Annotated in this window: 21 protein-coding genes and 1 pseudogene; 12 read left to right on the forward strand and 10 right to left on the reverse strand. The window is 69.7% G+C overall.

Features of this window, described 5'->3' with window-relative positions:
- Positions 1–42: 42 nt before the first annotated feature.
- Both ABD269_RS10710 and ABD269_RS10715 read right to left on the reverse strand, forming a co-directional pair.
- Positions 43–3,000, reverse strand: a complete 2,958-nt coding sequence (locus ABD269_RS10710; RefSeq protein ID WP_344117556.1) for an FAD-binding and (Fe-S)-binding domain-containing protein — start codon at positions 2,998–3,000, stop codon at positions 43–45.
- 57 nt (positions 3,001–3,057) lie between these two features.
- Entirely contained in the window at positions 3,058–4,224 is a 1,167-nt protein-coding gene (locus ABD269_RS10715) for a pyridoxal-phosphate-dependent aminotransferase family protein (RefSeq protein WP_344117557.1), read from the reverse strand.
- Between the two features lie 97 nt (positions 4,225–4,321).
- On the opposite strand from ABD269_RS10715, the gene ABD269_RS10720 reads away from it, so the two are divergent.
- The gene (locus ABD269_RS10720) at positions 4,322–5,086 is read left to right on the forward strand and encodes an IclR family transcriptional regulator (RefSeq protein WP_344117558.1); all 765 of its coding nucleotides are present in this window, start codon (positions 4,322–4,324) and stop codon (positions 5,084–5,086) included.
- Positions 5,087–5,291: 205 nt separating this feature from the next.
- Positions 5,292–7,082 (forward strand): L-lactate permease, encoded by a 1,791-nt coding sequence (locus tag ABD269_RS10725; RefSeq protein WP_344117559.1) that lies wholly within the window; start codon positions 5,292–5,294, stop codon positions 7,080–7,082.
- Positions 7,083–7,149: 67 nt separating this feature from the next.
- Here ABD269_RS10725 and ABD269_RS10730 read toward each other — a convergent pair whose 3' ends face one another.
- A complete protein-coding gene (locus ABD269_RS10730; protein ID WP_344117560.1) occupies positions 7,150–7,563 on the reverse strand; it encodes a hypothetical protein in 414 nt (137 codons plus the stop codon).
- 241 nt (positions 7,564–7,804) lie between these two features.
- On the opposite strand from ABD269_RS10730, the gene ABD269_RS10735 reads away from it, so the two are divergent.
- The 3 genes from ABD269_RS10735 (at position 7,805) to ABD269_RS10745 (ending at position 10,667) form a co-directional block, all read left to right on the forward strand.
- Positions 7,805–8,377 (forward strand): TetR/AcrR family transcriptional regulator, encoded by a 573-nt coding sequence (locus ABD269_RS10735; protein WP_344117561.1) that lies wholly within the window; start codon positions 7,805–7,807, stop codon positions 8,375–8,377.
- A gap of 136 nt (positions 8,378–8,513) precedes the next feature.
- Entirely contained in the window at positions 8,514–8,948 is a 435-nt protein-coding gene (locus tag ABD269_RS10740) for a hypothetical protein (protein WP_344117562.1), read from the forward strand.
- Between the two features lie 495 nt (positions 8,949–9,443).
- Positions 9,444–10,667 carry a glycosyltransferase gene (locus ABD269_RS10745; RefSeq protein ID WP_344117563.1) on the forward strand — a complete coding sequence of 408 codons (1,224 nt, stop codon included), beginning with the start codon at positions 9,444–9,446 and terminating at the stop codon, positions 10,665–10,667.
- Positions 10,668–10,734: 67 nt separating this feature from the next.
- On the opposite strand, the gene ABD269_RS10750 is transcribed toward ABD269_RS10745, so the two are convergent.
- Positions 10,735–11,241, reverse strand: a complete 507-nt coding sequence (locus ABD269_RS10750; protein ID WP_344117564.1) for a hypothetical protein — start codon at positions 11,239–11,241, stop codon at positions 10,735–10,737.
- A 188-nt stretch (positions 11,242–11,429) separates the two neighbouring features.
- On the opposite strand from ABD269_RS10750, the gene ABD269_RS10755 reads away from it, so the two are divergent.
- Positions 11,430–14,774: an ALF repeat-containing protein gene (locus ABD269_RS10755; RefSeq protein WP_344117565.1), complete on the forward strand. Its 3,345-nt coding sequence runs from the start codon at positions 11,430–11,432 to the stop codon at positions 14,772–14,774.
- A 67-nt stretch (positions 14,775–14,841) separates the two neighbouring features.
- Here the strand turns inward: ABD269_RS10755 and ABD269_RS10760 are convergent, their stop codons facing one another.
- Entirely contained in the window at positions 14,842–15,978 is a 1,137-nt protein-coding gene (locus ABD269_RS10760; RefSeq protein ID WP_344117566.1) for a trypsin-like serine protease, read from the reverse strand.
- Between the two features lie 233 nt (positions 15,979–16,211).
- Here ABD269_RS10760 and ABD269_RS10765 point away from each other — a divergent pair, with 233 nt between their 5' ends.
- Positions 16,212–16,907 carry a maleate cis-trans isomerase family protein gene (locus tag ABD269_RS10765; protein WP_344117567.1) on the forward strand — a complete coding sequence of 232 codons (696 nt, stop codon included), beginning with the start codon at positions 16,212–16,214 and terminating at the stop codon, positions 16,905–16,907.
- Between the two features lie 33 nt (positions 16,908–16,940).
- On the opposite strand, the gene ABD269_RS10770 is transcribed toward ABD269_RS10765, so the two are convergent.
- Positions 16,941–17,321: a YybH family protein gene (locus tag ABD269_RS10770; RefSeq protein WP_344117568.1), complete on the reverse strand. Its 381-nt coding sequence runs from the start codon at positions 17,319–17,321 to the stop codon at positions 16,941–16,943.
- Positions 17,322–17,457: 136 nt separating this feature from the next.
- Here ABD269_RS10770 and ABD269_RS10775 point away from each other — a divergent pair, with 136 nt between their 5' ends.
- Complete coding sequence (locus ABD269_RS10775; protein WP_344117569.1) at positions 17,458–18,381, forward strand: helix-turn-helix domain-containing protein; 924 nt, start codon at positions 17,458–17,460, stop codon at positions 18,379–18,381.
- Positions 18,382–18,469: 88 nt separating this feature from the next.
- On the opposite strand, the gene ABD269_RS10780 is transcribed toward ABD269_RS10775, so the two are convergent.
- From ABD269_RS10780 to ABD269_RS10795, 4 genes are all read right to left on the reverse strand, one after another.
- Complete coding sequence (locus ABD269_RS10780; RefSeq protein ID WP_344117570.1) at positions 18,470–19,330, reverse strand: geranyl diphosphate 2-C-methyltransferase; 861 nt, start codon at positions 19,328–19,330, stop codon at positions 18,470–18,472.
- Positions 19,331–19,357: 27 nt separating this feature from the next.
- Entirely contained in the window at positions 19,358–20,545 is a 1,188-nt protein-coding gene (locus tag ABD269_RS10785; protein WP_344117571.1) for a family 2 encapsulin nanocompartment cargo protein terpene cyclase, read from the reverse strand.
- Positions 20,546–20,595: 50 nt separating this feature from the next.
- A complete protein-coding gene (locus tag ABD269_RS10790) occupies positions 20,596–22,011 on the reverse strand; it encodes a family 2B encapsulin nanocompartment shell protein (RefSeq protein WP_344117572.1) in 1,416 nt (471 codons plus the stop codon).
- 443 nt (positions 22,012–22,454) lie between these two features.
- Entirely contained in the window at positions 22,455–23,489 is a 1,035-nt protein-coding gene (locus ABD269_RS10795; protein ID WP_344117574.1) for a PucR family transcriptional regulator, read from the reverse strand.
- Between the two features lie 108 nt (positions 23,490–23,597).
- On the opposite strand from ABD269_RS10795, the gene ABD269_RS10800 reads away from it, so the two are divergent.
- The 4 genes and pseudogenes from ABD269_RS10800 to ABD269_RS10815 form a co-directional block, all read left to right on the forward strand.
- Complete coding sequence (locus ABD269_RS10800) at positions 23,598–24,494, forward strand: alpha/beta hydrolase (protein ID WP_344117575.1); 897 nt, start codon at positions 23,598–23,600, stop codon at positions 24,492–24,494.
- Positions 24,495–24,701: 207 nt separating this feature from the next.
- Positions 24,702–25,826 (forward strand): serine hydrolase domain-containing protein, encoded by a 1,125-nt coding sequence (locus ABD269_RS10805; RefSeq protein ID WP_344117871.1) that lies wholly within the window; start codon positions 24,702–24,704, stop codon positions 25,824–25,826.
- Positions 25,827–25,872: 46 nt separating this feature from the next.
- The gene (locus ABD269_RS10810; protein ID WP_344117576.1) at positions 25,873–26,262 is read left to right on the forward strand and encodes a cupin domain-containing protein; all 390 of its coding nucleotides are present in this window, start codon (positions 25,873–25,875) and stop codon (positions 26,260–26,262) included.
- Between the two features lie 43 nt (positions 26,263–26,305).
- A pseudogene (locus ABD269_RS10815) lies at positions 26,306–26,535 on the forward strand (IS5/IS1182 family transposase); the annotation flags it as partial.
- Positions 26,536–26,610: the final 75 nt, after the last annotated feature.

The following is a 26,610-nucleotide window of genomic DNA, read 5'->3' on the forward strand; positions in this document are numbered from 1 at the left end:
TGCCGGTCAACAGCTGTGCCCGCTCCCCGCGTACCAGCACGCTCACCGTGGATGGCAGTGGGGTGACGAGGAGGGGACCAGTGCCTCCTGGATCAGCTGTACGGGATGCCAGGCATCATGCCGGGTGCCGTGGAAGATCTGCTGCCGGCACGATGCCCCGGAGGCGACGACGACGGTGGAACGGGGTTCCGCCTCGATGGCGGGGAAGAGCCGGTCGTCGCCCACGGCCATGGACACCGCGTAGTGCTCGGACTCGAAGCCGAAGGATCCCGCCATGCCGCAGCATCCGGCGTCGAGTTCCTCCACCTGGGCGCCGGGGATCAGCTTGAGCAGCTCGATGGTCGCCGCGGTGCCCACCTCGGCCTTTTGATGGCAGTGGCCGTGATACAGCAGCCTGCGGCCCGCCGGCCACGAGTCCTCGCGCAGGCGCAGCCGCCCCTCTTTCACGGCTGCGGACAGCAGCTCCTCGACCTGCCGTACGCGTCCCGCGATGTCCTTCACCTTCGGATCACCGGGGAGCAGCGCCAGGTGTTCATCGCGCAGTGTCATGAGGCAGGACGGTTCACAGCCGACGATCGGCGAGCCCGGCTGTGTGGTGGCGAAGAGCGAATGGACCATGTCTCGGGCGTTCGACTTCGCCTTCTCCACCAGCCCCTTGGACAGGCTGGACCTGCCGCAGCAGCCCGTACTGGCCAGCCGGACCTGCCAGCCTGCCTGTTCGAGGAGCTCGATCGCGGCCTGCCCGATGCCCGGCTCGGTGTAGGTCGTGAAGGAATCCGCGAGGAAGGTGACCTGTCCCTGGGCGGCGGAGGCCGGAGTGGGTTTCGCGCCTCGGTGCCGGAACCACCGTATGAGGTTGCGTCGTTCGAACCGTGGCAACGGACGGGCCGGCGTGATGCCCAGCAGGCTGTCCGCCAGGCGCCGCAGAGAAGTGATCCGTCCCGGCAGGTTGGAGAGCGGCGCCGCGGCCGATCCCACTTTGTTGAGGAACCTGATGGATCCGAAGATCCTGGAGCGCAGCGGCACCCCGTGGATGTCGTGGTGGTGCGAGAGCGTTTCGCTCTTGAGGGTGGCGATGTCCACTCCGAGAGGGCATTCGCTCTTGCACGCTTTGCACATCAGGCACAGGTCCAGCACCTCATGGAGGCGCTCGTCACCGAGTGCCTCCCTGGGGTTCGGTTCCGAGAGAGCCTTGACGAGGGCATTGGCGCGCCCGCGGGTCGAATGCTCCTCCTGCCGCGTCGCCATGTACGACGGGCACATGGCGCCGGTGTCGGTCTTGCGGCAGACGCCGATGTTCATGCAACGGTCCGCGGCACCGCGCATTCCGCCGACGACCTCGAAGTCCAGCCGGGTGCGGAACCGCTCGGCGGGTGGCAGCGCCGCGTCCCGGAGGTTGTCCGTCATCGGCTGAGCGTCGACTATCTTGCCGGGGTTCATCCGGTTGTCGGGGTCGAAGAGGTGCTTGACCTGGCGCATGGCCTCGTACAGCTCGTCGCCGAACAGCTCCCGGTTGAACTCGCTGCGTGCCAGGCCGTCTCCGTGCTCGCTGGAGTTGGCCCCGCCGTACTCCTTGACCAGATCCTTGATCTCCTCGGCCACCGCACGCATCTTCGTCACCTCCGCGGGGTTGCTGAGGTCCACGAAGGGCCGGATGTGCAGACAGCCGACGGAGCAGTGTCCGTAGAACCCGGCGGTGAGTTCGTGCCGGTCCAGTACTTCCTGGAAGCGCCGGGTGTATTCGGGCAGGTGGGCGGGGTCCACCGCGGTGTCCTCGACGAAGGCCAGCGGGCGCCTGGTTCCCTCGCTCGCGGCCATGAGCAGGCCCAGGCTCGACTTTCGCACCTTCATCAGGGCGCTCTGCTGCTGAGGGGTTATCGCGTGCAGTGTGTGATAGCCGTGGCCGTGTTCCCGCCACAGCGCCGTGAGCTGTTCCAACTGACCGAGCAGCGCCGCTTCGTCGTCGCCGGAGAAGGTCACGAACAGCAGGGCGCCCGGGTTCCCGGCCAGGATCCGGCCGAGCGACGCGTACTCGATCTTCTTGCGTGACAGGTCCAGGATGGTGCGGTCCATCAGCTCGACGGCTGCCGGATCGCACGCCATGGCGTCCTCGGTTGCGGCGATCGCGGTGGCGGTCGAGGTGAAGTGCCCGACGGCGATCACTGTCCTGCGGGGTTTGGGGACGAGGCCGACCAGCGCGCGCGTGACCACCACGAGGGTGCCCTCGGACCCCACGACGAGCTTGGACAGGTCGGGCCGTTCCTCCCGGGCGATACGGTCCAACCGGTAGCCGCCGGCCCGGCGCCAGAACCGTGGGAACCCGTCGGCGATGGCGGTGGAGTTCGCCCGCACGATCTCCGGGAGCCGCCGGTGGATCTCGCCTTCCAGCGTGGGCAGGGACGCTCGGCGCGTCCATTCGGCCGTGTCGAGCGGGCCCAGACGCGTCCGGCTGCCATCGGCCAGGACCACGTCGAGCTCGCGGACATGGTCGATCGTCATGCCGTACCGGACCGATCCGCTGCCCGCCGAGTTGTTCCCGATCATCCCGCCGAGCGTGGCGCGGTTGCTCGTCGAGGTGTCGGGGCCGAACATCAGGCCCAGAGGCGCGGCCGCACGGTTCAACTGGTCCTGGACGACTCCGGCTTCGACCAGTGCCGTGCACCCTCCGGGATCGATCTCCACGATGCGGTTCATATGGCGTGACAGATCCACCACCAGGCCCGGTCCCACCGTCTGTCCGGCCAGGCTCGTGGCCGCGCCGCGGGGCGTCAGCGGGACTCCGTGCTCGGCGGCGGCCTTGACGGCGGCGGCCACATCGTCGGCGTGGCGCGGGAAGGCCACACCGGCCGGGGTGATGGAGTACATGCTGGCGTCCCGCGAGAACAGGTGCCGCGTGTAGTCGTCGAAGGCGACCTCGCCTTCCAGGTCGCGCCGCAGCCTGAGTTCCAGGTCCGGGTGCGATGTGCCACTGCCGGGCGAGGACTTGCTGGTCACGCTCATGATCCGGTCTCCTTGCGGGGGGTCGGGGGAGAGGCGGGACTCGGCGAGCGGTGCGCGTCACGGGGAACGCAGGACGTCCAGGGCCGCGTTGACACCGGACGGGTCGGTGGGCACCCCGGCCAGTTCGAGCCCCATCTGGACGCCCGCGAGGGTGCCGGCCAGGCTCAGGTCATTGAGGTGGCCGAGGTGGCCGATGCGGAAGATACGGCCGGTGAGCTTGCCGAGGCCGGCTCCGAGGGACATGTCGAACCGCTCCAGGATGATCTTGCGTACCTCGTCGGCGTCGTGCCCTTCCGGCATCAGCACCGCGGTGAGCGAGCCCGAATACTCCCGTTCGTCGGCGCAGAGCACCTCCAGGCCCCACGCCCGTACGGCCGCGCGGGTCGCCCTGGCATGGCGGGCATGGCGGTGGAAGACCTGCGCAAGCCCCTCTGCCAGGAGCATCTGCAGCGCCGCGTCGAGTCCGTAGAGCAGGTTCGTAGCCGGTGTACAGGGGAAGAATCCGCGCTTGTTCGCCTCGATGACGGGCTTCCAGTCCCAGAAGGACTTCGGGTGCGAGGTGGTCCTCGACGCTTCGAGTGCCTTGGCGCTGACGGCGTTGAAGCCCAGTCCCGGCGGGAGCATCAGACCCTTCTGGGATCCGGCCACCGTCACGTCGACGCCCCACTCGTCGTGGCGGTAGTCGATCGAGCCGAGCGAGGAGACGGTGTCGACGAGCAGCAGCGCCGGGTGGCCTGCCGCGTCGATCGCCCGACGGATGTCGGCGATGCGGCTGGTGACGCCGGTCGACGTCTCGTTGTGGACGACGCAGACGGCCTTGACGGTGTGTGAGGTATCGGCGGCGAGCTTGTCCTGGACGGACCCCGGGTCAACCCCGTGCCGCCAGTCGCCGGGCACGAAGTCGACCACGAGGCCGAGCGAGCGGGCCATGTCCTGCCACAGGGTGGCGAAGTGGCCGGTCTCGAAGCACAGCACGCGACCCCCCGGGTCGAGGGTGTTCACCAGCGCCGCTTCCCAGGCGCCCGTGCCGGACGCGGGATAGATCACCACGGGTCCCGTGGTCGCGAATACGGTCTTGACCGCTTCCAGCACGCGGAGCGTGAGGGCCGAGAACTCCGGTCCACGGTGGTCGATCGTCGGTGCCGACATCGCGCGAAGTACGCGGTCGGGGACGTTGGTCGGGCCGGGGATCTGCAAGAAGTGCCGGCCGGTGTGTGTGGTCATGAGGGTCGACCCCCATCCTGTTGTGCCGCATCGTGGCATGGCGTACCGTATGGCGACACGATGGAGCTTAGGCACCGGCCGGGGGAGGGGTCAACGGATGCAGAGTGTCCTCAACGCGCTGCGTGTCCTGGAGGAGGTGGCGGCGCGTCAGCCGATCGGTGTCGGGGAGCTGGCGCGGGCGCTGGAGATCCCGAAGAGTTCGGCGCAGCGCGCGCTGGTCACCCTCCAGAGGGCCGGGTGGATCCGGCAGGCCGGCGGGGGCTCCACCAGCTGGGTGGTCACCACCAAGGCGCTGCACGTGGGCCGGCGGGCCAGTGGCGAGCTGGGTCTGCGCGATGTCGCCGTGCCGGTGATGGAGGAGCTGCGCCGCCGCACCGACGAGACGGTTCATCTGACGGTGCCCGAGGGGGCTGACGGGGTGGTCCTGATCGAACGGCTCGAGACGTCCAAACCGGTGCGCATCTTCCTGCAGCTCGGGATGCATTTGCCGCTGCACGCCTCCGCCAACGGCAAGGCGGTGCTGGCCGCCAGCCCGGCCACCGCGATCGAGCGGTACATCGCCGAGGGCCTGCCGCGCTTCACCGGGACGACCATCGACGATCCGGGCCTGCTGCGGGCCGAGTTGATGGCCACTCAGGTCCGGGGTTTCGCGGTCAACGGTGGCGAGTGGCGTTCCGATGTCTCCGCGGTCGCGGCGGCCGTGATCGGTGAGGCCGGGCTGCCCGTGGCGAGCATCAGCGTCAACATGCCGACCAGCCGGATGACCGACGAACTCGGCGCCGAGTACGGCGCTCTCGTGCGCGGCGCCGCGCAGCAGGTCAGTGAAGCGATCGGGGTTCCGGGGCAACGGGCGGAGCCGTGAGCGGATGAACGCGGCGGAAGTCCCGCGCGGCGGCGATCTGTTGGGCGCCGGCTGCCGGACCTCTTGACGACAGGTTCCGCCACTCTCATGCTGGCGTCTGCCGGAATTCGCTTTCCGTATGGTGAAATCCGACGGTCGTATGCTCGCGGAGGATCGAGCGCTCTTGCCACACGGTCATCACCGACCGAGAAAGCGAGACTCATCCGTGTACCGCCAAGTCACAGACCCCCTGGGACATCCGGCTCTCACCGCCCTTGTCGCCGCCGCACCACTCGTGGTCCTGCTCGCCCTGCTCGGCGTCCTGCGCATGAAGTCGCACCGGGCCGCACTCATCGGCCTCGCCACCGCGCTCCTGATCGCCGTCACCGTGTACCGCATGCCACTGAGGCAGGCCGAGGGCAGTGCCCTGGAAGGAGTCGCCTTCGGACTGTTTCCCATCACCTGGATCGTGCTCAACGCGGTGTGGATCAACAAACTGCAGCGCGCCAGCGGTCACTTCGACATCATCGGACGCACCCTCACCTCCCTGTCCGGCGACAAACGCATCCAGGCCATCCTCATCGCCTACTGTTTCGGCGCGATGATCGAATCGCTCTCCGGATTCGGCACCCCCATCGCGGTCACCTCGCTCATCCTGCTCACCCTGGGGATGAAGCCGATCAAGGCGGCAGTCGTCGCCACCTTCGCCAACACGGCCCCCGCGGCCTTCGGATCGGTGGGCAACCCCATCCAGGCGCTGGCCAAGGCGACATCGCTCCCCGAACACGGTCTCGGCATGATGGTCGGCCGCCAGTCCGCGATCATCGCCGCGCTGGTACCGCTGGTGCTGCTGCTGATACTTGACGGACGCCGCGGCCTGCGCGAGGTCTGGCCCGCCGCACTGACCGCAGGGGTCGGCTTCGGCGCAGGTCAGTACCTGTGCTCCAACTTCTTCGCCTACCAACTCACCGACCTCGTCGGAGCAGTTGTGTCGACCCTCGCCCTCGCCGGACTTCTGCAGTTCTGGTCGCCGGACCGACGCCGCGCACCGGCCGACACGGAAACGCCTCTCGGTGGGTCCGTACGGGAGGTGTCCGTCGGCGGAGCCGCACCACTTGCCGCGGCATACGACGAGGTAGGCGCGGTCACCGGCAGCACCGGCACTCACTCCTCCGCAACGGCCCAGGACACCCGCGAACCCGCCGCAGGTTCGTCGGCCACGGACAGCGGCGGGCGGCCCGGCGCCGTCGGCACGATGGCACCCCCGCCCAAAGCCTCCCGCCGTGACGTACTCAAGGCATTCTCCCCGTACGCCCTGCTCACCGCGTTCTTCGGACTGGTCTGCGTCCACGGCCCGGTCCAGCGATTCGTCCAGGCCCAAGGAACCTCCTTCCCCTGGCCCGGCCTGCACGTCGCCACCGCGGCCGGGCAGCCGGTGCGCGCGGCCACTTTCGACTTCGAGTGGCTGGGCGCCGCGGGAACCGTGCTCCTGCTGACGGGAGCGCTCACCGCGCTCGTCCTGCACGTACCACCGGCGCGCGCCATGCGCTGCTACGGCCAGGCGTTCCACCAGATCCGCTGGGCCATCCTCACCATCTCCTGCGTGCTGGCCCTGTCGTACGTGATGAACCTCTCCGGCATGGCCAACTCCCTGGGCACCTGGCTTGCCGGAATCGGCGGCGCCTTCGCTCTGCTGTCCGGCTTCCTCGGCTGGTTCGGCGTCGCCCTCACCGGATCCGACACGTCCTCCAACGCCCTGTTCGGAGCCATGCAGACGGCTGCCGCGCACCGCATCGGCATCGCTCCACTGCTCATGGCCTCCAGCAACAGCACCGGCGGCGTCCAGGGCAAGGCGGTCGCCATGCAGAACCTGGCGATCGCCGCCAGCGCCGTCGGACTCCCGGGAAGAGAAGGCGACATCCTGCGCAAGGTGGTCGGGTGGAGCGTCGCGCTGCTCGTGGTGTTCTGCGTCCTCGCCTGGCTCCAGACATCCGTCCTGTCCTGGATGGTGGTGTGACCCCGGATCTGCGGGGTGAGGTCGGCGGCGCACCAGCCACGGTGCGGCCGGTGCGCCGCCGGCAGGCTCACCAGCGGGTGATGCCCATCGTCCGCGCCGCGTCGTGGATGGCCAGGTAGTGGTAAGGCGTCATGCCCGACTGTTTGACCGGAGCATTCCGGTCGTCGCGCCGGAACTCGTCCCGTGAGCAGGCCAGGAGGCTGGTTCCGTACCGGACCGGTACGGAACTGACGCCGTGGACGGGATGGGACTTGGCCGCGGTCTGGCTCCCGGCGCGGGCCAGGATGCTCCGGGCCTGGTTGTACGCGGCGGCGCTGATCTGACTCGGGTTCGCCGGCGTACGGGTGGCGAGCGTGTCGAAACAAGGCACCCTCGCCGGTTGGTTGACCTCGGCGTTGGCGGCGACGGCCGGGGGCATGGCTACTGCGAGGGCCGCGGCCGCTACTGCGGCGGCCAGTGCGGTGCGTAAGGCATGCTTCATGGTTGTGAGTCCTGACGCTGGCGGATGGTTGCGATACGAGTTCGCGATGACGGCTCGTCGGCAAACCGGTGACGGTGTGGCCGGCCGCATGAGCTCGCCGATGACGGCAGGGCCGGTCATGTCAGAACTGCCGGGTGACGAACAGGCGCATGAGACCGCCAAGTTGATCGGACCAGTATCGTCAGTCGCTGACGATACGCCTCAAAGTCAGTGACTGTCGATACCGGGGTATGCTGATCGCATGGCCGGAAGTAGAAAAGACGTGCGTGCCCGTCTCCAACGAGCCGCGCTGGAGCTCTACTCCGAGCGGGGATTCGACCGGACCACGGCCGCGGAGATCGCCGCCCGCGCCAACGTGACGGAGCGGACCTACTTCCGGCACTTCCCGGACAAGCGCGAGGTGCTCTTCGACGGGGAGGCCGCCATGACGAGGTCACTCGTCGATGCCGTGGCGAACACCCCTGCAGGGCTGGCGCCCCTCCCGACGCTGCTCGACGCCTTCCTCTCCGTCGCACCGATATTCGCCGAGAGCGACCGGGAGCTCAGCGAGCGCCGGCACCGGGTCATCTCGGCGACACCTGAGCTGAAAGAGCGGGAGCTCGCGAAACACGCGCACGTGACCGACGCGATCACCACCGCGCTCGAACATCGGGACGTGCCACCGCACCTGGCGTCGCTGGCCGCGAGGTGCGGCATCGCTGTCCTCGCCCGGGTGAGGGTCGAGTGGCTGGCGGGTGATACCCGCGACTATCCGACCCTCCTTTCCGACGCCTTCGCGGATCTCGCCTCCCTTGTCGATCCGAGCGCCGGGTAGGGCTTCTCGTCGACAGCGGTCCGCGAAGGGCTGCCGCCTTGTCGCACGCGGCTGGTGCAGCCCAACGGTGCGCGAAATAGGGTGAATTCAAGGGAAAGCGGGTCCGCGAAGCACCGTGGGGTTATAGGACGTAACCATGAAACCCGCCACGTATGTGATCGTTCCCCTGGCTCTGGGCATGGCGCTGACCACGACAACGGTCTCCGCCTCCACGGCCGCGTCCACCGCGCCCCACCCGCACCACACCCTGATCGCCCGCACCGCCACGCTCACGAACGGGGACAACGGCCGCACCGTGACCGTGGCCCATGATGACGTGATCTCGGTCAAGCTGACCGGCATCCGGGACCAGGGAAACACGTGGGTATGGAGTGCGCCGGAGGCCACTGCACGCGACGTCCTTCAGCGGACCGAGGACGGTACGTCGCCCGGCGGTGACGCGACAGCGGTCTTCCATGTGGTCGGCAGCGGCAAGAGTGACGTCACCGCCTACCGGCACTGCGTGGCCGGTCATGGCCACGTGTGCTCCCATGCCGTCGTTCAATGGAAAACCGCGGTCATCGTCAAGTGAGGACGGTCTCTCACACCGGGCGAAACAAGTGGGGCCGTCACATGCCGCAGCCGTCGGCGCTTTGCTCCAGCCGGTAAAGACCCGCCTCGTGGCTCACCACGCCCTCGCAGCCCTCGCCCGAACCCTGCCCGGCCTCACCCTCATTTCCCGGGCCCCGGCACCCCGCCCCGCCAACGTCATCCTGCGGCGACCCACTCGGCTCCACGTCACCTGGTAATACCCGGGCACTGTCGGGCGCCTGGATGGGCATCTCTGTGAGTTCGGCTCCGGGTTTCATCGGGGTTTCATCGATCGCTGCCACTGTCATCAGGTGACCTTGGCCGATCACGCTTCAAGCCGGTGCTGCCCCGAGCGTCGGCACGGTCGAGGACCCGCTGAAAACCCACACATCACACTCTCCAACGAACCCGGAGCGGTTCACCTCCGTGAGCTATGGAGAGCCCGAGTTCTGGTGGAGAGGTCGTTCAGTTGCTTCCGCGTGCCGAATCAGACCCGATGACCGTAGCCTGGATCACCGCGAGCTTTCCGCCTGAGGTCAGCGGCATCGCGCTGGGAAATATTGCGCGAGCTCAGTGGTTCGCCGCGCAGCGGGATGTACGTCTATGCCTGCTGGTCCCCGAGCCCACCGACGGAAGCCCCCTGGCCGGGGTGGGCACGCCCGGCCTGGAACTGTTCCCTTACGCAGCCAAGCCATGGCTGCCCTATCCGATGCTGCGCGTCCCGCGCCGATCCGCACTCGCGCAGATCGACAGCGCACTGGAAAAGATCGCGCCGGACCTGGTGGTTGTCATCGACCCTGAACGATCCTTCATATTCGGCTCGTGGGGAATTCCAGGACACGCTTACGCACGGCGGCACGGCGTGCCCTATGTGGCTCAGTACCAAGGTGATCACTTCAACTTCGCCCGCAGCTACCCGGTCTGGCGTCACCTGGCGACCGCGATGTTCCCGCCCATCATGCGTTACGTGTATCGCCACTTCGACGCCGCCATCTGCGCGACCCCCTACGCTGCGGACACCCTGGGCGGCCTCAGCGACGTGCGGATCGAGCAAGTTCCCTTCGACAGCGTCGACATCGACTCTTTCGGCGCCGACCGTGCCGACCCTGCCGTTCTCTCCAAACTGGCACCTGGTTACGACGGCCGCGGCAAGCGCGTGCTCTACCTGGGCCGACTCGCGCGTGAGAAGCGTCTGGACCTTGTCATCGGGGCCTTTCTCAGGCTGAGCGCCATGCCCGGCAACGAGGACCTCTCACTCTTCATCGCCGGTGACGGCCCGGCCGACATCACCGCCCAGATCAGACAGCTGGCCGCGGCCTCACCCCGGATCCACCTCCTCGGCTTCGTCCGTGGCGCCGCCCGCAGCGCCCTCTACGCCTCCTGCCATGCGTTCTGCACAGCCTGTCCCTATGAGACCTTCGGCTGCACCGTCGTCGAGGCGATGGCCTCCGGGATCCCTGTGGTCAACCCCTCCAGCGGAGGCATCACCAGTGTCCTCTCCAACGGCCGCAACGCCTACCTCTTCCAGCCCGACAACCCCGACGCACTGCTCAGCTCTCTCCGCGCAGCTCTCGACGACAACGGTCGCGTCACCGCCCAAGCACGTATCGACGCCGCCCAATTCACCACAGAAAGGTGCTGTACACATCTCCTCACCAGCTACCAACGCCTCACCGCCATGACCACCCGCAAGCGCGAGATGTGTGACCACTGCGGATGAGGAGACAGGTCCCGTCCGCGACGGGGCGTGGCGGGGGAGGGCGACCCGGCGGCGGTGCCGCCGGATGTCACTTCGTGGCGACAATCTCCCTCAGGGAGAACTCGCGCCGCTGCGGATTGTCCGCACTTTCTCCCACCGGCGTCCAGAGGTTCTTCTCCAGCTTGAACGACTTGTCCTCGGCGGATGAGCCCGTGCCCGTCCGCATGTTGACACTGGTGTCGTAGTCGTTTCCCTTGGCGCCGTACACCCGGGGGAGTTCCAGGCTCAGATATCCGGAATTGCCGCTTACGTGGAAGCAGAACTTTCCCTGCCCGACTTTGTCCACGTCCTGCATGCCCCGCGCATAGACCTCGATCAGGCCCGCCCGGTTGTCGCACGCGACGAGCACGATGTGCCCGTCGCCGCGCTTCAGTTGTATGCCGCGCTCCTGGTAGATCTTGTCGGCGTGCGGGTACGCGTAGTCCTCCACGGCGGGAGGCGGGCTGTCGGCCGCGATGGCGCCGGGGGTGCCTGTCAGTGCTGTGACGCCCATGACGGCGCCGACGGTGGCCAGCAGCCGGGATATCGGTCTCATCGATTCCTTGCCTTCGTCAAAAGTGTGTCAACACCTGGCGCCAGGCTGGCGATTCGCCATTGATACCACCGTCGACACCCGTGGGGAACATGGCAGGCCCAACCATTTCGCTATACGATCCGGCACGCTGTCGACAACTGCTCTTGCACGTCTGATCTTTGGTAGTCCCATTGAGCTTTCGAGGGGAAATGACCAGACACAGACCGGTACGGCGTGCGCGCGCCCGGAAGCTGCGCATCCAGTTCATGACGACGACGGCCCTCGCCCTGGCCGTCACGGTTTTCGGCACGACGGCCGCGAGTGCCGCCCCGACCGATCCCGGCGGTCCTCCGCTTCCCGCCGACGCGCGTGCGAAAGTGGTCGAGGCGTGGCGGACCGGTGGCCTGGCGGCCAAGGACGCCGCGGAAAAGGCCCTCACCGGCACCGACGCGGACATCATCGGCTTTCTCGGCGAGGGCCTGCAACGGGCGAACACCGAGGACGAACGCTTTGCCGTCCTGAAGATGCTCAGCTCCGCCGGAGCGGGCGTCCGCGCCGCGGCCTCGAAGGCCCTGAGCGGGTCGGACGCCGACATCGAGGCGTTCGTGAAATCCGGCTACCAGGCCCCGCTGGACGACGACAGACGGGTCGCCGTTCTGACCGTACTCAACAACAGCGAACGCGGTGTGCACGATGCCGCGCAGAAGGCACTCGCCGACGGCTCCGCGAAGGCGCTGGACGACTTCCTCGGCTCGGGTCGCCGGAAGGCCCAGGAGGAGGACGACCGGGTCCAGACCCTCACGATCATGCAGGCCGGCGGGCCGGAGGTGAGGAAGCTCGCCCAGCGCGCGCTGGACGGTACCCCCGAGGATGTACGGGAGTTCCTGGAGACCGGACAGCACCTGGCCCGGTCCCGTGACCAGGAGACGCTGACCGTCTCCGAGCTCGCCGGCGTCGCCACCGAGGCGGGCAAGCGGGCCAAGGCCGAGACCGAGGCGGCCAAGGAGGCGGGGGCCCGCGCCGAGGAGGCCGCCGCGAAGGCCAAGGAGGCCGCGCAGCAGGCCGCCCGGGAGACCGCCGAGGCCAAGAACGACCTCCTGAAGGCCGGCCGTGCCGCCAACCGCGCCGCCGCTGCCGCCCAAGGAGCCGCCGAGGCCGCGCGGACCGCGATAGCCGCTTCCAACACCGCGGTCTCCGCCGCCCGTACGGCCGCGTCCGCCGCCCAAGCCGCGGCCGTCGCCGCTGCCGCCGCAGGCCAGGCGGCCGCGCGGGCGTACTCCGCCGCCGCCTCGGCCGCGGGCAACGCGGGCGAAGCATCGGCCGCCCGGCAGGCCGCGCAGGCCGCGCGTGATGCGGCGGCGGGTGCGCGCACCGCCGCAGCCGCCGCCGGGAACGCCGCCGACGCCAGCGCGGAGGCGGGCCGTTCCGGTGCCGCCGCCGCTCGTGCCGCCCAGGACGCCGCAGCCGCTGCCGGCGCGGCGGCGGACGCGAGCGGTTACGCGGGAGAGGCCACCGCCCAGTCCCGGCGGGCCCGGGAAGCCGCCGACCTCGCCAACAGCGCGGCGGCCACGGCGACATCGGCGGCCGGCCGGGCGCAGACGCTCGCCGAGCGCGCCGCCTCCGCCGCCCGTGACGCGCACGCCGCCGCCAACAGCGCCGCCGACCACGCCGAGAAGGCCGCCGCGGCCGCGGACAAGGCGGCGGCCGAAGCGGGCAAGGCCCAGGACTGGGCGGACAAGGCCACCGAGCACGCCAACGGGGCCATCGCCGCGGCCAGGACCGCCTCCGACGCGGTGGTCCAGGCCCAGAATGTGGAGAAGCTCGCACGCGACAGCGAGAAAGCCCGGCTCGACGCCAACACGGCGCTCGGCATCGAAGAGGCCAAGAAGCTCGGGCAGGCCGACACCGAGGACCACAGCGCTCTCGCCCGCGCGCAGAGCCAGAGCGCCCTCACGGACGCCGCCGCCAAGCAGCTGATCGACCGGGCCTCCGCGCCCGGAACCGACATCAGGACCGTGGCCGAGCTCGGCCGCAAGGCGGCCGTCACCCTCCTCGGCAACAGCGGGACGTGGACCCGCGCGGCGGCCGAGACCGCGCTCTCCGGCCCCGACGAGGCCGTCGCCACCTGGGTCGGGACCGAATACAAGCGGGCCCAGCAGCAGGACGACCGGGAAAAGGTGCTCGCCGTCGCCAAGGTCGCCGGCCCCGCGCTGGCCGACGCGGCCGCGAAGACCCTGCGCAGCAGCGACCCGGCCCAACTGGAGAAGTTCCTCACCGACGACGTCTACAGCGTCCAGACCGACGACTACCGCGTCCAGACGCTCGCGCTCATGAACGGTGCGGGCAAGGCGGTCAAGGCGGCCGGCAACGCCGCGCTGGGCGATGGCGGGGTCAAGGCCCTGTACGTGTTCCTGAGCACCGGCTACCGCCAGGCCCAGGCGGAGGACGACCGGGTCGAGACACTCAGGATCCTGGGCGCCGGTGGTCCCGCGGTGCAGTCGGCCGCCCAGGTCGCGATGGCCGGACCCGGCTGGATGCAGCACGACTTCGACACCCGTGTCCAGTACCGGACCGCCCAGCAGGACCAGGACACCGCCACGCACATCGCCGCCGTCCAGTCACTCATCGCCGGGGCCGCCCGCATCGCGGCGACGGCGAACCAGGACGCCTCCCTGGCCTCGCAGGTCGCTGCGAACGCACACAACAAGGCCAAGGAGGCCGGCGAGTGGGCCACCAAGGCCCGGGCCTCGGCCGACGAGGCCGGCAGTTACGCCCGGCAGGCGGCGGACAAGGCCAAGGAGGCCGACGTCTCGGCGGCCGCGGCCGCCGAGTCCGCCAAGAAGGCCAAGGCCGCCGCGGCGACGGCCAGGCAGGCCGCTCGCCAGGCCAACTACTCCGCGACTCAAGCGGCGACATCCGCCGCCGACGCCGTGGCCTCCGCGGACGAAGCCCAGACCTCGGCCGCCAACGCCAGCCGGTCGGCCACAGCCGCGGGCAAGGACGCCGCCGCGGCGTCCCGGGCCGCGAGCGAGGCCCAGGCCATCGCGGTACAGAAGCGCTCGGAGGAGGAAGCCGCGGCGGCGGACAGGGCGGCCGCGGAGGCCAGGGAGAACGCGAGGCAGGGCCACGTTCCCGCCGACGACCCGAAATACGACCACCCCGGCACCGACAGCCCGCCGACCGGTGACGGCAAGGACTGGGCCCGCGACGTCGCCCTGTGGGCGGGCCGCGCGAGCACCGTGCTGGGCATCGGGGCGGCGATCACGGCCTTCCTCCCGGGCGCGGACCTGCTCATCACTCCCACGCTGGCCGGGCTGTCGCTCGACGCGGCCTTCCTCAGCATCGGCCTGTACTGGTACGCCGACGGGTTCGGCAGCTCTCACATGATCAGTGCCGTGGAGAACTGGGCGGTCAGCAGCGCCGGAAACATCGGCGGTAGTCTCTCGCCGTTCGCGGGCACTCTCGCCGGCAGCCGGGCGGGCAAGGTGGCATCGAAGACCGCGGAGGTCCTCTTCCAGGTCTCCTCACCCGTGGTGGGTCTGTTCGGCTGGTGACCTGTGCGCACCGGACGGCCGTTGGCTGTGAGGTCCGCCGCGGCGGACCTCACAGCCAACGGTGATCTCACGACCCGCGCTTCCACCGCTGATCGGGATTGCGGTGGCAGTCCCACAGCACCAGCGGCGTACCGTTCGCCGTGCTGCCGCCGTTGGCCAGCCCCACGCACTTCCGCGTGGGCGGGTCGGCCGCGAGGCTGCGGACCGTGTAGTCGTCCAGGAGTTGCCACCGCTGGTCGGAGCGGCCGTGGCAGTCCCAGACGACCAGGTGGGTGCCGTTCTTCGTGCTGCCCGCGTCGGCCAGGCCCACGCATCTGCCCGGGCCCGCGAGGCTGTGCAGCAGGTGGGTTTCGGGGTCCACGGTCCACCACTGGTCGGCGTGCTTGTGGCAGTCCCACAGCACCAGTTCCGTGCCATTGACCGTGCTGCCGGCGTTGGCCAGCCCCACGCACTTGTTCTGGTCGGGGACGGCGAGGCTGCGCCAGGTGAAGCGGGCGTCGGTTCCCTGGGAGACGGTTTCCCGGATCCACGGCCCGATATCGTCCAGGCGGCTCCCGACGGCGCCGGTGCGGGTCTCGTCACTGCCGAAGCAGCCCGCCTGCCAGGAGGTGCTGGCGATTCCGGCCAGCTCGGCGCGGCCGTCGCCCTCGCGGAACACCGGCCCTCCCGTGTCGCCCTTGCACAGACCGGCATCGGCCGGCGCCTTGGCGGCGAGACCCAGCGTGGTGGCGTCGACCGAGGTCACGGACAATGCGGCGGTCTGCAGGCGGTCGGGCACCCATTCGTCCTTGGTCCGCCCGTAGCCGGTCACCCGCAAAGTCTCCCCCGAAACCGGGGCGCCGGCCGCGACGGGGACCGGCACGACGTCCAGGACCGGCCGGGCCAGCCGCGCCAGCACCACGTCCCGGTCGGCGTGCGGGACGATTTCGACCACGTCGTCGACCTGCCCGGCGCTTGTGGTCAGGTCGGTACGGCCGATGGTCGCCCTGGTCTTCTGCGGCGGCGCTCCGGCGGCGGAGTCCAGCCCGCCGGGGTCGGCGAAGCAGCTGGCAGCCGTGACCAGCCAGGAGGCGTCGACCAGGACGCCCGAGCAACCGCGCTGCCCACCGCCGATGTCCAGCTTCGCGGTGAAGGCATAGGCCCCGTCGGCAACCGGCGAACCCACCACGGCGTGCGCCGTCGGCACGGCAAGTGAGGCTGCCACGACAGCCGTTGCGAAGAATCCCGATAACCGTCTTCCGAGCGAACGTCCCAACGTCATGCCCTTCCTCGGTCCACCGCACTCCGGTATCAGGTGCGTACCTAAGCACGGGTGCGAGGCCAGGGCCAGAGACTGCGCAGGCCGGGTGAAGCAGCACATGCCCTTGACGCGCCTGCTGCGCCCCGGACACTGGCGCATCAAGGGGACGCGTCAACGCTCTGAGGAAGGACAACGCCATGCCGGCCACCGAAACGCCCTCTCTGCCCCGCGTGGGCCTGCTCATCCCGTCCTCGAACACGGTCATGGAGCGAGACCTGCGGAGCAGCCTCGAGGACGTCGCCGACCTGTACTCCGCGCGGATGCACCTCGTCGAGACGACCGAGGACGCCGAGGCCGCGATGCTCGACACCTATCTGCCCCAGACCATCGAGGACATCGCGTCGCTGCGGCCGGCCGTCACCGTGTTCGGCTGCACCAGCGCCGGGGCGCTGCGCGGGCCGGACTACGACCGGGACCTCTGCGCCAGGATCGCGGATCGGACTCGAAGCCGTGCCGTCAGCACGATCGCGTCGGTGAGCGCCGCGATCTCCGGGACCGGTCGCCACCGTGTGGCCGTGCTGACACCGTACGTGGACGAACTCAACGTCAAGATCCGGAGCAGCCTGATCAGCGGTGGCCTGGAGGTCCTGGGTATCGAGGGCTTCGGCATCGAGGACAGTTTCCGTCTCGCCGAGCCGACTCCGCGGGAGATCGCGGACCGCGCACTGACGCTGATCGGGCGAGTCCGCCCCGAGGTGCTCTTCATCTCGTGTACGAACTTCCGGGCGCTGGAGGCGGTTGACGAGATCGAGTCGGCGGCCGGAATCCCGGTCGTCACCAGTAACGGCGCGGTCGCCGCGGCGGTGCGCAAGGCGTTGAGTGAGGCCCGCTGAACACGCGCCACGCCGCGCGGCCGCGGCGCGGGCTCAGGCGGTGCCGAGGGGGTTGAGGAGGGTGAAGCGCCAGCCGCCGTCGGCGTCTCGGCGGGCGATGTTGGCGGTGGTTCCGGTCGGGGCGATCCGTTCGCCTCCGGGGCCGTCGATCTCCATCGTCCAGTCGGTGACCAGGAGGGCGGTTTCCGCGCCGATGAGCGTGTGCCGCCTGACGTTCGTCAGCCTGCCGTGGGCGGCGACGGTTCCGCCGATCTCCGCACGCAGCGCCTCGGCGCCGGCGATGTGCTCGCCGGTCACCGTGCGCATGCCCGCATCCGGGGCGAACAGGGCCAGCACACTGTCGACGTCCCCGGCGTTCAGGGCGTCCTGGAACAGGATCGGCAGCTTCGCGGGGTCGGTGACGACAGAGAACATGATGAAGGTCCTTACTTCACGAAGGGAGTCGGTGACGGCTTTCCGGCGCGGTGCCCGGTGTGGCGCCCGCCGTCCGGCCGTGACTCCACGATGCCCCCGCGGCCGCCCTCAGGCCGAGGTAGAGTCAGGACCCGAGATGGTCGAAAGTGGACAGCGCGATGTCATCGACATCGCCTACGACAACCCCGACCGGTTGCACACCGGCGTCGAGGTGCTGACCTTCGATGCGCTGAAGCTGCGGCTGAAGGGGTCGGTCGCCCGTCGGCCGAGCCGCCTCGACTTCCACCAGGTCATGCTCGTGCGCGGCGGCGAGGGCACCTCGATGGTCGATTTCGTCACGCACCCGTGCACCCGCGGCACCCTGCTGCACCTGCGGCCCGGTCAGGTGCAGCGCCTGCCTTCCGGCGCGAACGGCCGCCCCGCGGACCTCGACGCCGTCCTGCTGCTGTTCACCGCCGACTTCCCACCGCCTCTGCCTGCGATGCACGAGGTGCTCCACGGATTCGGCCCGGCCGCATGGCAGCTGCCGCCCGACGCGTTCGACGCCTTCGACCGCACGGTGACGGAGATGGACGCGGAATACAGGACACTGCGAGATGAGCGGCCACCCGGCGCAACAGCGCTCGCCGGCACCGACATCGAGCTGACCGGAGCGTTGCTGCGCCAACTCCTCGGCGCGCTGCTGATCCGCATGGCGCGCCTCGCGGACCCGGCCGGACGCCTCGTCCCCGCCGGGCCCGGTACCGAGGTCTATCTCGCCTTCCGACGCGAGCTGGAACACTCCTTCGCCACCACCCGCAACGTCGAGGACTACGCCGCGCGGCTCGGCTGCTCCCCTCGGACCCTGACGCGCGCGTGCCTGGTCGCCACCGGCCGCAGCGCCAAGCAGCTCGCCGACGCCCGCGTCGCCCTGCAGGCGCAGCGGCTGCTCGCCCACACCGACCTGCCCGTGGCCGCGATCGGCCGCGCGCTGGGCTTCACCGAGGCCACCAACTTCGGCAAGTTCTTCGCCCGCGAGACCGGTCGTCCCCCGGGCGACTTCCGCCGCGCCCAGCGGTGAGAGAGGACCCGAAGCGGGCCTCCCCAGCGTCCCGTAAGGCCCCGGCACCGGGGGAGGGTCCGGTGCCGGGGCCTCGTGGGGGAGGAGGTCAGATGCGGTCCGCCGCGATCAGGAGGTAGTGGAAGCTGCCCTCCTTGTACGCCGTCAGGAAGGGGTCCTCGATCCCGGTCGCCACCGAGGAGCGTGCCCGTAGCTCCCAGTACGGAATGGTCTGGGCGGTCAGATCGACGACGTCGATGGGGACGAGGCCGTTGGCGGCGAGGGCCTTGAAGTAGGCGCTGCGGGGGTGGACGTTGCAGGTGTAGTGCTCGTCGATGCGGCTGACGGCCTTGGAGCGGCCGCCGGTGACGTCGTTGTAGCAGCCGGTGATGCAGACGTACCGGCCGCCGTACTCCAGCAGGCGGGAGAACTCGCCGAAGAGCTCGGTGAGATCGACGTACATCGTGGTCTCGTTGGTCCAGACGGCCCGGCGGGAGCCGGTTCGGAGGCCGGTGTCGAGCATGTTGCGGAAGTGGAAGCGGACCCGGTCGGCCACTCCCCGTTCCTCGGCCTGGGAGTTGGCGAAGCCGACCTGGTACTCGGAGATCGTCACGCCGTCCACCGTGCAGCCGAAGCGCTGGTGTGCCATGAAGCTGGTGCCGCCGCGGCCGGACCCGGCGTCGAGGAGCCGGTCCTGGGCCGTGATGCCGCCGAGGTGGTCGAGAAGGATCTCGGCCTGGGCGGTCTCCAGCCGGTGGAGTTCCTCGATGACGCGCCGGTCCCGGGTGTCCTCGGGGCCTTCGAGCACGGACGGGTCGTAGTCCCCGATGCCGTAGTGGTGGTGGTAGAGGCCGTCGACCTCGCCGAGGCGGAGGTTGACAGGGGCCTGCTCACTGTCCCAGTACGCCGCGACCGACTTCTGGTAGGAGGTGCGGAGGACCTTGGCGGTGTGTCCGGTCAACGAGGCCATGGGGAACTCCTCTGTTCTGCGCGGCGATCATGCCGCGTTGTAGCGTGGGGTGGTGCTGTGCCATTCGCGGTTGCCGCCGAGCCAGGCCCAGGTGCCGGCCAGGAAGCGGCGCAGCGAGGGCGAGCCGTCGGCGGCGAGGACGGCGGCCTCGGCCTCGAAGGTGTGGACGAGTTCGTCGTGGACGAGGACGCTGCGGCGTACGGCCTCTTCGAGTGAGCATTTCTCCTCGGTGGCGATCACGGTCGGGAGGTTGAACTCCAGGCCGGGGCCGGCGCTCTCGCGTGCCATCGAGTAGAGGTCGTTGACGAGGGTGGCGGCGGTGCAGGCCATGCTGAAGGCGCGGCGCACCCGGGGTGCGTAGTACTCGGCGGCGGGGACCTCGTAGCCGCCGACGGCGTCGACGAGGGCGACCATCGGCAGAAAGCTGTTGCACTGGCGGTTGACGAGGTACTCCCAGACCGGGGGCACGCGTTCGGCGGTGCGCCAGCCGGCCTCGGCGTTGAAGCCGGCGAAGAGGCCGGACATCTCGTGGGCGAGCCGTCCGAGCTGGGCGGGGGCGGCGTAGTGGGCGATGTGGTCGAGGGCCGAGCGCAGGGCGGTCAGGACGGGGTCGGCGCGCATGGCGCGTTCCAGCTCCGGGGCGTAGCGGAGCGGAAGGTGGGCCGGGTCCACGGCGGCGTTGGCGACGCACAGCCGGGGGCCGAGCGCTCGTGGATCGGCTCCGGCGGATTCGTCGTCGCAGTAGTGGTCGTCGGCCGCCCATTCCGCGAGCCCGCACTTGGCGGCGGCCAGCAGGCGGTCGGGATCGTCGGTGTCGGGGTGGGTGAGCATCAGCAGGCGTCCGAAGTCGGTGGCTCGCAGCTCCTCCGACCGGTCCGGATAGATGCCCACACCGGCGGCCCAGGAGACCAGGCGGTCGTTCACCTCCTTCGCGAGGGCGGGGTCGTCGCGGATGGCGGGTGGGCAGTACAGCGGGGGTACCGGCGCGCTCGATGCCGGTCGTACGGGTTCCGTCCGGGGCGGCTCGGCCGCCGGTGCTATTCGGGCGGCGGACGTCCCCAGCCCGGTGGGACCGGTGGGGAAGCGGGCCGGCACCCGGCGGGGTGCGGTCGGCAGGGTGGGGGTGGCGTTCCCCTGGTGGGCCAGCAGCGCGGTCACCAGGCCGGCCAGCTCGTGGGTGGCCGCGGTGGAGAAGGCGCGGGACAGCAGCGACAACCGGGTCTCCTTACGTTCTCGCTCGCCGGAACGGCGAGGCGGCGGACGCTTCAGTCGCGGTGACGGGAGACCTCGACGTTCTCGAGCAGGCCGATGGCGTCGGGGACCAGGACGGCCGCCGAGTAGTAGGTGCTGACGAGGTAGGACATGACGGCCTGGTCGTTGATGCCCATGAACCGTACGTTGAGGCCGGGTTCGTACTCGTCGGGGAGCCCGGTCTTGCGGAGGCCGATGACGCCCTGGTCGTCCTCGCCGGTGCGCAGGGCGAGGATGGAGGAGATGTTGTGGCCTCCGCCGTTGATGGGGATCTTGCCGCAGGGGAAGATCGGCACGCCCCGCCAGGCGGGCAGCAGGTGCCCGTTGACCTCGACGCTGTCGGGGTAGATCCCGCGTTTGTTGCACTCGCGGCCGAAGGCGGCGATGGCGCGCGGGTGGGCGAACATCATCCGGGTGCTGCGGCGCATGCACAGCAGTTCGTCGAGGTCGTCGGGGGTGGGCGGGCCGGAGCGGGTGGAGATGCGCTGGCCGTAGTCGGCGTTGTGGAGCAGACCGAACTCGCGGTTGTTGACGAGCTCGTGCTCCTGGCGCTCGCGGAGCGCCTCGATGGTGAGGCGCAGCTGTTGTTCGACCTGGTCCATCGGGTCGTTGTAGAGGTCGGCGACCCTGCTGTGTACGCGGAGCACGGTCTGCGCGACGCTCAGCTCGAACTCACGGGGCGTGAGGTCGTAGTTGACGAAGGTGCCGGGGAGTTCGGGCTCGCCCACGTGGCCGGAGGCGAGCTCGACGTCGGCCTCGCCCTTCTTGTTGACCGACTGCTGGTGGGTGGTGAGGTAGCTGTCGATGTGGCCGCGCAGCGCCTCGGAGCGGTAGAGGAGCTGCCGGAAGGCCGCCCAGGGCAGGGCGAGGACAGTGCCGTTGGTGGTGGCCTTGACCGTGTGCCCCCAGACCGGCTCGTCCTGCCGGAGGGCCTCCTCGCCGAGGTGGTCGCCGTCGGCGACGGTGCCGAGCACGGTGGGCTCGCCGTACTTGCCGGCGCCGATCCTGCTGAGTTTGCCGTGGGCGACGAGGAAGACCTCTTCTATCGGCTGCCCGGCCTCGACGAGTACGTCGCCCTGTTCGAAGTCCCGCTGGGTGAAACGCGAGGCCAGTTCCGTCAGGAGGCTCTCCTCCTGGAAGCCGCGCAGTGGAGGCACTTCGGTGAGTGTGGACGCCACGACGCGGACATCCGCGCCGGTCTTGATGAAACTCACCCGCCCTCGCCCCACGGTGTAGGTCAGTCGCCGGTTGACCCGGTATGTACCGGCGGTGACTTCGTTCCAGGGCAGCATGCGGGTCACCCAGCGCGAGCTGATGCCCTGCATCTGCGGTGCGGACTTGGTGGTTGTCGCCAGATTGCGGGCGGCTGCCGTGCTGAGGCTCAACTGCTCCTGTTCTGCGGCCTGTTGTTGTTCTGCGGGTGTCGTCATGGGTTTCCTCTCGCCTTGGGCGCCTTGGCGATTCGTATGGAAGCCCGATGAGGTAACCCTTGGCTACGGCGTGCCGGGAAGCGGAACGCAACCCGGCAAAACAACTGCGCCTGCCGAAATCGCAGTTGAGGTTGTTCACCTGGGAGTTTGTGGCGGCGCATGTGCCGTAGCCGGGTATTCGCTGAACTTCTCATGGGTTGGTGGATACAAGGGATTCGAATGCGCGCTCCCATTGGGTCGCAAGCTCGATCGATCTGTGCCCTGTCGGCGTCCGATGCGTGTTCCGGGCCGTGCGACGGCCGTGTCGGTGATCTCGCGCCCGGTTCGGCAAGGCGTACGTGCGTGGTGACCACACTTCGGGAGAGCTCGCGGGGCTGTAGAGAATCTTGTGAGTCCCATCGGGGCCTGCCGAGTCCGCGTCCCGGCGGCGAGGCGGATCTTCCTCAGTCGTTGAGCAGCCGCCATGCGGTGAGGGCGAGCCTGGCCCGTACCAGCCCGGTGGGTTCGGTGAGGTCGATGCCCAGGGGCTTGCCGATCTGTTCGAGCCGGCGGGCGACGCTGCTGTGGTGCAGGTGGAGGAGGTCGGCGGCCCGGCGCAGGGAGCCGGTGGCGCAGTAGGCGTCCAGTGTCTCCAGATCTTCCGGCCTGCCCGCGATCCGGGCGATCGCGGCCACGTCGGCGTTGTCCCGTGCGGAGTCCTGGGGGATCTCGGCCAGGAGCGCGAGCGCACCCAAGTCGGTGTAGCGGATGACAGGTTCGCGTGGGGTGGCGAAGCGGAGGGCGGTGCGGGCTTGCCGCCAGGATCGGTCAGGGCTTTCGGCTGTGCCGATGCCCGCGCGTACGCCTGCCGGAAACCAGGCCCGGTCGACGGTGGTGGCCAGGATGACGCCGACATCCGCGAGCCGTGCCGCCTTCACCGGGCGGGCCGGGCAGACCAGGCCGCCGAGCTGGTCGAGCGGGAGCTGCGACCGTACGGCGACGACGTGGACCGGCACGCCGGCGGTGAAACCCAGGAGCCGTAACGCCCGTGCTCTGGCTGCCTCGTCGCAGTCGGAGCTGATCGCCAGTTCGACCAGGGCGGGATCGGCCATGGTGGTGCGGGCCGGGCCGTACCGCTCGACGGCCGTCGCGGCGGCGATGGCGAGCCGGTCGAGGAGGACGTCGTCGAGCGGGTTGGGCGGGCCGGGGCGTTCGAGCCACACCGTGCCGATCTCCTCCTCGTCGAGGATGATCGGCGCCGTGGCTGACGCGGGTGACGGCGGGGTGGACGCTTCCTTGCCGTGGGGCGAGACGCGGGTCGCCCGCCCCGTGCCGTGGAGTCGTATCCCGGCGACGCACTCGGCCAGGCCCGCCGAGGCCCGGACGAGTGCCGCGAGATCCACCCGCCGGCGCATCAGCGTGTCGTAGAACGCGACGATGCGGATCGCGCCGTCGACGTACGGATCCAGTCCCGACAGCCGTACTGCCAGTGCCTCCATGGCAGAAGGATAGAAGAGCAGGGGCGCGCCGATCGGTGCGTGACCGGGGTGGGATGCGCGACGCCCGGCGGATGACCCCTCGGGGGGAAGGCCGTGAGGATGGTCGTCATGGATCCCGAACTCGAAGCATTCATACCGTTGTTCCCCCGGACCGACCTGACCGACCCGGTCGCCGCGCGCAAGAACTTCGCCGAGCTGGCCGCCGCGGTGCCGGCATCGGACACCGCGGACATGGAGGTCGAGGACCGCACGGTGCCCGCCGACCCGGACGTGGCGGTGCGGATCCACCGCCCGCGCCGGGCGCAGGGTGCCATCGTCTGGCTGCACGGCGGCGGATTCGTCATGGGCGACCGGGAAACCGAGCACCCGTGGGCCACCCTGATCGCAGAGGGCTCCGGCGCGGTGGTGATCTCGGTGGGCTACCGGCTGGCCCCTGAGCACCCGTTCCCCGCCGCCCTGGACGACGCCTACGCCGTACTGACCTGGACGGCCGGGCACGCGGCCGAACTCGGCATCGACCCGGCGCGGATCGCGGTCGGAGGCCACAGTTCCGGCGGCGGGCTCGCGGCTGCGGTGGCGTTGCGGGCGCGTGACGAGCAGGGGTCGGCGATCCGCTTCCAACTGCTCAACCAGCCGGCCCTCGACGACCGGCAGGAGACGTGGTCGGCGCGGAACTTCACCGACACGCCCTGGTTCGACCGCGCCAAGGCCACCGCGGCGTGGCGGCACTACCTGGGCTCCCGGCCCGCCACACCGTACGCCGCCCCCGCGCGGGCCGCCGATCTGTCCGGCCTGCCACCGGCCTACATCGCCACCGCGGAGCTCTGTCCGAACCGCGACGAGGACCTCGCCTACGCGCTGCGCCTGTTGCAAGCGGGCGTGTCGGTCGAGCTGCACCAGTGGCCCGGCACCTTCCACGGGTCGCAGGCGATCCTTTCCGCCGAGGTCTCGCAGCGGCAGAACGCCGAACTCGGCGCAGCTCTGCGCCGTGCTCTGGCCGAGTGAGCGGTGCATGTCGAAAGCACGGGGAGAGCCCCCGTGGCCATTGCTCAAGAAAGGACGCATGTCTTGAAGATCCGACTGGTGTTATGCGGAAGTGTGGCCGCGCTGAGCGTCTGTGCGGGCACGGTGGCGGCGGCTCCCGCGCCCGATGGGACAAGGGCCGCGCCGGTCGCCGAGACGAGCCCGGCGAGTGGTCTCGATCCCGTAGAGCTGAAGTCCGCCGTGGACGGTGTCCACCGCGCAGGGATACCGGGGGTGTACGCCGAGGTGCGCGATACCGGCCGGACATGGCGCGGTGCCTCCGGGGTCGCCGATGTCAGGACCGGCCGTCCCGTCACGCCCGGCATGCGCCAGCGCGTCGGCAGCATCACCAAGACCTTCACCGCCGCCGCGATCATGCAGCAGGTCGAGCAGGGCCGGGTCCGGCTCGACGCACCGATCGGCGACTATCTGCCGCGGCTGGTGCCGGGAGAGCGCGGGAGGAAGATCACGGTTCGGATGCTGCTCAACCACACCAGCGGGATCCCCGATTACGTCCGCTACGCGTTCCCTTCTCTGCAGGACATGTCGCCCAAGAGCTTGGACGACAACCGGTTCAGGCAGTTCCGCCCGGCCGAGCTGATCGAGATGGGGGTCGACGCGCCGCCGGCAGGCGAGCCCGGAGCCACTCCGGGGGTGTACTCCAACACCAATTACCTGCTTCTCGGCCAACTCCTGGAGCAGGTGACCGGTACGACGGCCGAGGAGTACATCACCCGGAACGTGATCGAGCGTGCCGGGCTCCGGCACACCGGGTTCCCGGCCGGGACGCGTATCGAGGGACCGCACTCGCGGATGTACGAGGCTCTGTGGGGCGTGCTCGACCCGCCGCGCGACTACAGCGTCTACAACATGTCCTGGACGGGAACGGGGGCCGCTCTCGTATCGACCATGGACGATCTCAACCGTTTCTACCGCAGGCTGCTCGACGGCAGGATCGTCAACAGGTCGTCGCTGGCGCAGATGCAGCACACGCTCCCGGTCGTCGCCCTGGACGGATCGACGATCGAGTACGGCCTCGGTCTGCACAAGGTCGGCATCCCGGGGTGCGGCACCTTCTGGGGCCACGACGGCACTGTCTGGGGGGCCTCGACGATGTCCCTGACCCGCGCCGACGGCAAGCGGCAGATGTCCGTCGCGGGGAACCTCGCGAGGTGGAACAAGGCGGACTCCTCGGGGAAGCCGCAGCACCACCCCATCGATGACGCGCTGTCGACGCTGTATCGGCAAGCGATGTGCGGTAAGGGAAACACCCAGGCCAAGAATGCCTCGCAGACCCCGGCGTTCAACTCATAGCCAGAGCACCACAGATGGAGTTCACCGCAGGAAAGGACGCATTCACATGACTGTTACCCCGATCGATCTCTTCGCCTCCTTCATCCACCTTCAGCAAGACGGCCAGGCGCACGCCGTGCAGCCTGTGTTCGACTCCGAGAGGGACGGCTGGCAGGTGATGGCTTTCCACGTCGAGACCGACGCCGACGTTCACGCAGACCATTGGGAAGTCCACCCCGAAGCGGACGAAGTCGTCACCTGCCTCACCGGCGGGATACGCCTCTGCCTCCGTCCGGAGCAGCCGGGAGACAAGGAGGAGGAGACCAAGCTGGCGGCTGGAACCGCGGTCGTCGTGCCGCGCGGGCGATGGCACCGCATCGCGCTGGACGCCCCCGGCGACATCATGGCCATTACCCTGCCGCGTGGCAGCCGCCTGGAGAAGCGCACCGAAGCCTGAAGGTCGTCCGGTAGCTGCTGGTCACGGGCGAGATGATCTTGCCGTGGCTGGTGTCATCACGGCGTCGGAGCCGTCCTGGACAGCCCCGTTCACCGGGCTGAGCCGGCGGCAGTCCGGCAATCTCGTTACCGTGCTCCGGCGGGAGGGCGCGGGCCCGGTACGCAAAAGCCGGCCGTGGAGCCTGCCGCCGGGGCACCGGGAGCGCTGGTGGCCTTGTCCTGGCGGCAGCTCGCCCCGCTGTTCAGGGTGTCCGAGTCCGCCGCCGACCGCATCCCGAACGACTTCTGATGCACCGTTCCGGTTCTTACACATTTTTGCCGTCGCTCTGCCATGCCTGCGAAGTACGCC

It is taken from the genome of Streptomyces blastmyceticus, from assembly GCF_039521185.1.
Classification (GTDB): Bacteria; Actinomycetota; Actinomycetes; order Streptomycetales; family Streptomycetaceae; genus Streptomyces; species Streptomyces blastmyceticus.

Excerpts from the sequence above, each read along its gene's own strand:
- ABD269_RS10710 (WP_344117556.1), bottom strand. The coding sequence starts at position 3,000 with ATGAGCGTGACCAGCAAGTCCTCGCCCGGCAGTGGCACATCGCACCCG.
- ABD269_RS10715 (WP_344117557.1), bottom strand. The coding sequence starts at position 4,224 with ATGACCACACACACCGGCCGGCACTTCTTGCAGATCCCCGGCCCGACC.
- ABD269_RS10720 (WP_344117558.1), top strand. The coding sequence starts at position 4,322 with ATGCAGAGTGTCCTCAACGCGCTGCGTGTCCTGGAGGAGGTGGCGGCG.
- ABD269_RS10730 (WP_344117560.1), bottom strand. The coding sequence starts at position 7,563 with ATGAAGCATGCCTTACGCACCGCACTGGCCGCCGCAGTAGCGGCCGCG.
- ABD269_RS10735 (WP_344117561.1), top strand. The coding sequence starts at position 7,805 with ATGGCCGGAAGTAGAAAAGACGTGCGTGCCCGTCTCCAACGAGCCGCG.
- ABD269_RS10740 (WP_344117562.1), top strand. The coding sequence starts at position 8,514 with ATGAAACCCGCCACGTATGTGATCGTTCCCCTGGCTCTGGGCATGGCG.
- ABD269_RS10745 (WP_344117563.1), top strand. The coding sequence starts at position 9,444 with ATGACCGTAGCCTGGATCACCGCGAGCTTTCCGCCTGAGGTCAGCGGC.
- ABD269_RS10750 (WP_344117564.1), bottom strand. The coding sequence starts at position 11,241 with ATGAGACCGATATCCCGGCTGCTGGCCACCGTCGGCGCCGTCATGGGC.
- ABD269_RS10755 (WP_344117565.1), top strand. The coding sequence starts at position 11,430 with ATGACCAGACACAGACCGGTACGGCGTGCGCGCGCCCGGAAGCTGCGC.
- ABD269_RS10765 (WP_344117567.1), top strand. The coding sequence starts at position 16,212 with ATGCCGGCCACCGAAACGCCCTCTCTGCCCCGCGTGGGCCTGCTCATC.
- ABD269_RS10770 (WP_344117568.1), bottom strand. The coding sequence starts at position 17,321 with ATGTTCTCTGTCGTCACCGACCCCGCGAAGCTGCCGATCCTGTTCCAG.
- ABD269_RS10775 (WP_344117569.1), top strand. The coding sequence starts at position 17,458 with ATGGTCGAAAGTGGACAGCGCGATGTCATCGACATCGCCTACGACAAC.
- ABD269_RS10780 (WP_344117570.1), bottom strand. The coding sequence starts at position 19,330 with ATGGCCTCGTTGACCGGACACACCGCCAAGGTCCTCCGCACCTCCTAC.
- ABD269_RS10790 (WP_344117572.1), bottom strand. The coding sequence starts at position 22,011 with ATGACGACACCCGCAGAACAACAACAGGCCGCAGAACAGGAGCAGTTG.
- ABD269_RS10795 (WP_344117574.1), bottom strand. The coding sequence starts at position 23,489 with ATGGAGGCACTGGCAGTACGGCTGTCGGGACTGGATCCGTACGTCGAC.
- ABD269_RS10800 (WP_344117575.1), top strand. The coding sequence starts at position 23,598 with ATGGATCCCGAACTCGAAGCATTCATACCGTTGTTCCCCCGGACCGAC.
- ABD269_RS10810 (WP_344117576.1), top strand. The coding sequence starts at position 25,873 with ATGACTGTTACCCCGATCGATCTCTTCGCCTCCTTCATCCACCTTCAG.